Genomic DNA, 6154 nt, shown 5'->3' on the forward strand with positions numbered 1-6154 from the left:
GTGGCCGGATCGGATCCGCATGGCCCTCTGGATCCCCTGGATTCGCGTTTGGGGGGACCTGGCCAAGATGTGCGGCTACCCGGTGGGGGTGTGGTGGCGCTGGCGCCACTTCCGGGGGTTCTATCGACCCCGCGGCTCCACGGGTCTTCAGCGGAAGCCCGCGTTCGCGTCCCGATAAGGCGCTGCGCTCGGTTTACCTTGCCCAGAGGTGGAGAAGGTCTTCGAAACGGGACCTGTGGAAAGCCCGACAGGGAAGATGAGTCGCTAAGTGGAGCTCCAGGACGGAAATTCGAGCGGTTGGGGTGGGAGAATTGGGTTTTGTTCGCTATCATTTTAGGAGAGGGATCGTACGATCGAGAGAGACGGTGCGCAGGATCGCCTTTCCTGTAGAGATATCCGGTGGCGTTGATCGCATCCCGGGAGCGTTGACATGGAGCGTGGGAAAGCCTCGGTGGGGTTACGGATCCTGTTGGGGATCACGGCGTCGGCCATCGGCCTGCTGACGATGTGGGGCGCGTTGGTGCGCAGCACCGGTTCCGGCCTGGGCTGCCCGGACTGGCCGTTGTGTTATGGACGGGTGATCCCTCCTCTGGGTGACATCGCCGCCTGGTTCGAGTGGATCCACCGGCTCCTGGCAGCCAGCGTGACGCCGTTGCTCGTTCTCTCCACGCTGATGGCGTGGTGGAAGGAGCGCCGCCCGGATCTTTACCGCCCGCTGTTCTGGGCGCTGGGGCTGGTCTTCGGGCAGGCCTTGCTGGGTGGGCTGACGGTGATCCTGGAGCTCCCCCCCACGATGGTGGCGGTCCATCTGGCCTTAGCGTTAACGATCCTGGCCCTGACGCTGGTCGCGGCGGTGCGAGCTTCCGCCCCGTGGACTGAGCATCCGCCTCGCAGGGACCTCTCCTCCGTTCAACCGGCCGCCGCCGCTGTGCGTTGGATCGGCATGACCGGCATCGGGCTCTTCGCCCTGATCCTGGTGGGGGCGTCGGTAACGGGGAGCGGCGCTTCGTGGGCGTGCTCGACCTGGCCGTTCTGCGAGGGGTGGGTCATCTGGCCGGGCGACCTGTTGGGCCGCGTGCATATGTTGCACCGGCTGGTCACGCTGGGGGTGGGCTTGGCGATGGCCTGGCTCACCGTTCGGCTGGCGACCTGGGAGGGGGTGCCCCGCGGGATCTTCGGCTGGATCCTGGCGGCCTTGGCGCTCTACCTGATCCAAATCGCCCTGGGGGCGATCAACTTATGGATGGGGTTCCCCGCCTTGTTGAACGCCCTGCATTTGGGGCTGGCTACGGCGATCTGGGCCTCGGTGGGGATCGCCTGGATCTGGGCGCTGGGGGAGGCGCAGTGGGTGGAGGGGATCCCGGAGGAAACGGTCCGTTTGCGGAACCTGTGGGAGCCGTATTTCTCTTTAACGAAACCAGGGATCGTGGCGTTGCTCCTGGTGACCACGGCCGGGGCGATGATGATCGCGCAGGGGGGGCTCCCGCCCATCCTCACGTTCATCTACACCCTGCTGGGCGGCTTTCTGATCTCCGGCGGGGCCAACGCGATGAACAATGTATGGGATGCGGAGCTGGATCGGCGGATGCATCGCACGGCCCGCCGCCCGATCCCGGCCGGTCGGATTAAGCCAGGGGAAGCGGCCGGGGTCGCGCTGCTCTTCTCGGCCCTGGGCTTTCTGCTCCTGTGGACGTTTGTGAACACGACGGCGGCGCTGCTGGCGCTGGCGGGATGGGTCTGGTATGTGGGGATCTACACGATGGGGCTGAAGCGGTGGACGCCGCAGAACATCGTGATCGGAGGGGCGGCCGGAGGGTTCGCGCCGATGGTGGGCTGGGCGGCCGTGACGGGACGGGTCGATCCGATGGCGTTGTTTCTGTTCGCTCTGATCTTCTTATGGACGCCCCCGCACAGCTGGGCCTTCGCGATCCTGACGGAGCGGGATTATCGGGAGGCGGGGGTTCCGATGATGCCGGTGGTGAGCGGGGCGCGGCCGGCGGCCTTCCAGGCTTTCCTGTATACGATCCTCCTCACGCTGCTCACGTTCGCCCCCTTCGCCCTGGGGGCGATGGGCTGGATCTATCTGGTCGGGGCGCTGGCGCTGGACGCCTGGCTGCTGGCCCTGGCCTTTCGCCTCTGGCGGGCGCCCGAGAAGGCCCTCGCGCGCCGCATGTATCACGCCTCCAACGCGTATCTGTTCCTGTTCTTCGTTCTGATGGTCCTGGATCGCGTGATCCATTAGGGCCTCGAGGGGATCTTAGCCCAGGAAATCCCTCAGCCGCCGGCTGTAGTGCGGGTGACGGAGTTTGCGGAGCGCTTTGCTCTCGATCTGGCGGATCCGCTCCCGGGTTAACCCGAACATCTGCCCCACCTCATCCAGGGTCCGCCACTGGCCGTCTTTCAGCCCGAAGCGGACCTCCAACACCTGCCGCTCCCGCTCGGGCAGGGTGTTCAGGATCTCCCGCAGCTGCTCCCGCAGCATGGTCAGATGCGCTTCCTCCAGCGGGCTGCGGGTTCCCTGATCCTCGATGAAGTCTGCCAGCTCGCTGTCCTCCTCTTCCCCCACCGGCGTCTCCAGGGACATCGGCTCCGCCGCCCAGCGCAGGGCCCGCTCCACCTTGCGGGTCGCCTCCCGCAGGCGGCGGGCCAGATGGGGCGGTAGCGGCTGGTTGGCGTTCCAAGCGGCCTGGATCTCCAGGACCTCCTGGGGGAGGAGGAGGTTCAGCTCCAGGGCCAGCTCCTCCGGGGTTGGATCCCGGCCCAGGGCTTGTTGCAGTTTCTGTTGCGCGCGCATCAGACGGCTCAGGAACTCCGCCAGATGCACCGGGATCCGGATGGTGCGGGCCTGGTCGGCGATGGCCCGGGTGATGGCCTGGCGGATCCACCACGTCGCATAGGTGGAGAATTTAAACCCCCGCCCGGGATCGAATTTCTCCACCGCTCGGAGCAAGCCCAGGTTCCCCTCTTGGATCAAGTCCAGGAAGGAGACGCCGCGGCCGATGTATTTCTTCGCCACGCTGACCACGAGGCGCAGGTTGGCGCGGATCAGCCACGAGCGGGCTTCCGCAGCCTGATCCCGCACGTGCCGCCACCAACGGCTCAGGCGCTCTTCGGCGGGAAGGTGGGCCCGGAGGGACCGTTCGCTGGGCCACCGGATCACCGGGGGAGATCGGCGTTCCGGATCCCCTTCGCGCTCGGCCTGTTCCACCAAATACGAGAGCACTTCGGGAGGGAGCAGCAACAGATCCGTGTAGATCCGAACCAGCAGCTGCAACAGGTCGGCCAACCGGCGGCCGCCCCGCTGGCGCTCCAGGAACGGCTCCAAGGATGCGGCCCGGGCCTCCAGGGCCGGGCGGCTGATATCAGCGACCAGATCCGTGAGGCGGGGCATGGAGCGACGAAGCCGGGCGGCGGTCTCCGCCGCCTGCTCCCACGCAGCCACCAGGTCGCGGTAGACGGCCATCGCCAGATCACCCTGCGAGGGCTTGCGCAAGCCCGCACGGATCTGGTCCAGCCGCCGGGGGGCCTGGATGCGGATGGCCAGGTCCAGCTCCTGGGTGGGCTCCAGGAGCGGAACCCGGCTGATCTCGCGCAAATACATCCGCACCGGGTCCTCCGTCACCTCCGGACCCCACCATTCCTCCAGGGCCTCGATGTCCTCTTCGATCCCTTCGCTTTCGATTTCTTCCAGTTCGGTTTCCTCGGGCTCCTCGGGGAAGGGCTCCTCGACAACCTCCTCTTCCTCCTCAAGGATCCCTTCCTCTTCCTCAATCCATTCCTCTTCGAGGCCCCGCTTCTCTTCATCGTTCTCCCACGGTTGTTGCGACATCTGCTGGCGCTCCTCTCTGCAGCGAAGTGAGTGAAACGTTGGTTTATCGTGCAAACACCCGGGGAACGTTTGGTCACCTGCGCTCAACGGTCGACAGCCGATCATCCAGCAACCATCGTCGATACCGGAAGCGCTGGACCTGCGTGAGTTCTTCCTTCAGCGCCTGCCATTTTGCCATGAATTCCTCCTGAGGCCAATCCGGCATCGACTCCGTCAGCGCCTGCAGATCCTCGAGGATCTCCCTCAGGCGCTGTTCGCGAAGCCACAGCGCCAGGCGCAGCGCCTCCTCTGCCCACCGCTCATCCTCCGGGTCGAAGCCCCGCAGCAGCGGCTCGCGCCGCTGGATCAGCTGGGCCCACAGCGTCCGCAGCAGGGATCCGCCGCCGGGCGTCTCCCTTTCCTCCTCCGGCCAATCCTCCACCGGGCCGAGCTCCGTTAGGTTTCGGAAGAGCACTCGATGGGTGGAATCCAGGAAATCCTCCTCCGAGAGCGGCTCCAAACCCAGCTCCGCGAAGCGGACGTTCAGGTAGGGCAGGAGGTCTGGCCCTAAGCTCAGCATGGCCAGCAGCGTGGCCTCCGCCTCCATCCCGCTCCCGATCGCCTCCGGGCCCTCCTTGGGCTTCTGGCTCGACACCGGGAGGAGGGGGGCGGATCCCCTCCGGGGTCGTCGTTCCTGCCCGCTCATGCGATAGCTGGTGACCTGTTCCAGGAGGACCCGCTCATTGAGCCGGGCCATGCGGGCGGCCTGCTGGATGTAAACATCTCGCTCCACAGGATCTGGGATCGCGGCCAGGATCGGGACCACCTCCCGCACGAACCCGGCTTTCCCTTTGGGGTCCTCCAGACGATGCTGGCCGGCCAAGTAATCCAGGAGGAAGGCGATGACCGGGCGGGCGCCTTCCACCGCCCGGGCCCACTCCTGGGGATCGCGGCGGATCAGCTCATCGGGATCCACGCCTTCTGGAAGGGTCAACACCCGCAAGTCGACGCCGAGCTGTCCGCTCAGACGGATCAACCCCTGGGGTCCGAACTCCAACGTGGTCTCCGGGAAGGCCTGGCGGGCCGAGGCCAGGCCGCGCAGCACCGCGTGCATCCCCGCTGGGTCGGCGTCCAGGGCCAGCACCAGACGCTTCGAGCGCGCCAGCAGGCGCAGCTGCGCCTCGCTGAGGCTGGTCCCTAAGGCGGCGACCACGTTGGTGAAGCCGGCCTGGTGGGCCATGATCGCATCGAAATAGCCCTCCACGATCACCGCCACGCCGGTCCGCCGGATCTCCGCCCGGGCCAGGTCCAGGGCGAAGAGCACGGCGCTTTTGTCGAAGAGGAGGGTTTGGGGGGAGTTGAGATATTTGGGCTCCTCATCGCCCAGGGCGCGGGCGCCGAACCCGATGACATGGCCCTGGGGGTCCCGGATCGGGATCATCAGACGGCCTCGGAATCGATCGAAGGCCGTGCCGTCCTCCCGGATCACCACCAGGCCGGCGGCCTGGAGCTCCTCCATGGAGAAGCCCCGGCGGAGCATGTGATCGATCAGGGCGTGCCATGCGCTCGGGCTATAGCCGAGGGCGAAGCGCTCGATGGTTTCGGGGGCAAGCCCCCGGGCGGCCAGGTAGGCGCGGGCGGGCTCAGCCTCGGATGTCTGGCGGAGCTGGTGCTGATAGAAGAGCGTCGCGGCCTCCATGGCCTCCCGCAGGCGCGCGCGTTCCCGTTCGCGGGCCTCGGCCTCGGGGGTCTTCGGCTCCAGGGGGATGCCGGCCCGTTTCGCCAGGACCTGCAAGGCTTCCGTAAAGGTCAGGCCGTCCCGCTTCATGATGAACTGGAAGATGTCCCCACCGGTGTTACACGCCCCGAAGCATCGCCACGTTTGAGTGTCGGGGAAGACCACGAAAGCTGGCGTGCGCACATTATGGTGGAAGGGACAGAACCCGATGTAGTTCTTCCCGGAACGGCGCAGCTTGACGCTCTCGCCGACGATCTCTACGATGTCCAATCGGGATTTGATCTCCTCAATCAAGGACATGGAGCCCTCGTGAAGGCGATGGGTGAACGATCTTACAGCCGGTGGTGAGACGCGCGTTGACCTTTTCCGCGAGGAGATCGAAGGCGGATGACAGGCTCTCACCCCTGGTCCTGATCCGCTGATATCGTCTTTTCATCATAGCGGCGCCGGGGCATCTTGCCAAGTTCCCGTTCGGGCGCATTTTACAGCAGTGCTTCTTCCACCCTTTTGGGGGATATGCGGTGGGGGAGTGAACGGCCCCACCCCAGAGGGATGAAAAAATATTTTGGGGCGGGGCCCGGCCCCATTGGGGCCCCGCGCCCCCCCCC

3 protein-coding genes and 1 pseudogene are annotated in these 6154 nt (G+C 66.2%); 1 reads left to right on the top strand and 3 read right to left on the bottom strand.

Annotated elements, in window-relative coordinates; translation table 11 throughout:
- Positions 1 to 430 precede the first annotated feature (430 nt).
- Positions 431 to 2242 (top strand): heme o synthase, encoded by a 1812-nt coding sequence (locus ACFMO5_RS08420; protein ID WP_376792304.1) that lies wholly within the window; start codon positions 431 to 433, stop codon positions 2240 to 2242.
- A gap of 15 nt (positions 2243 to 2257) precedes the next feature.
- On the opposite strand, the gene ACFMO5_RS08425 is transcribed toward ACFMO5_RS08420, so the two are convergent.
- The 3 genes and pseudogenes from ACFMO5_RS08425 to dnaG all read right to left on the bottom strand — a co-directional run bounded on the left by ACFMO5_RS08425 (position 2258) and on the right by dnaG (position 5846).
- Entirely contained in the window at positions 2258 to 3286 is a 1029-nt protein-coding gene (locus ACFMO5_RS08425; RefSeq protein WP_376792306.1) for a sigma-70 family RNA polymerase sigma factor, read from the bottom strand.
- A 249-nt stretch (positions 3287 to 3535) separates the two neighbouring features.
- Positions 3536 to 3934, bottom strand: a pseudogene (locus ACFMO5_RS08430) (sigma-70 factor domain-containing protein); the annotation flags it as partial.
- Positions 3903 to 5846, bottom strand: coding sequence for a DNA primase (dnaG, locus tag ACFMO5_RS08435; RefSeq protein WP_376792305.1), 1944 nt, complete (start codon positions 5844 to 5846; stop codon positions 3903 to 3905). The gene dnaG and the pseudogene ACFMO5_RS08430, both read right to left, overlap by 32 nt.
- Positions 5847 to 6154: the final 308 nt, after the last annotated feature.

Source organism: Thermoflexus sp., assembly GCF_042408365.1.
Taxonomy (GTDB): Bacteria; Chloroflexota; Anaerolineae; order Thermoflexales; family Thermoflexaceae; genus Thermoflexus.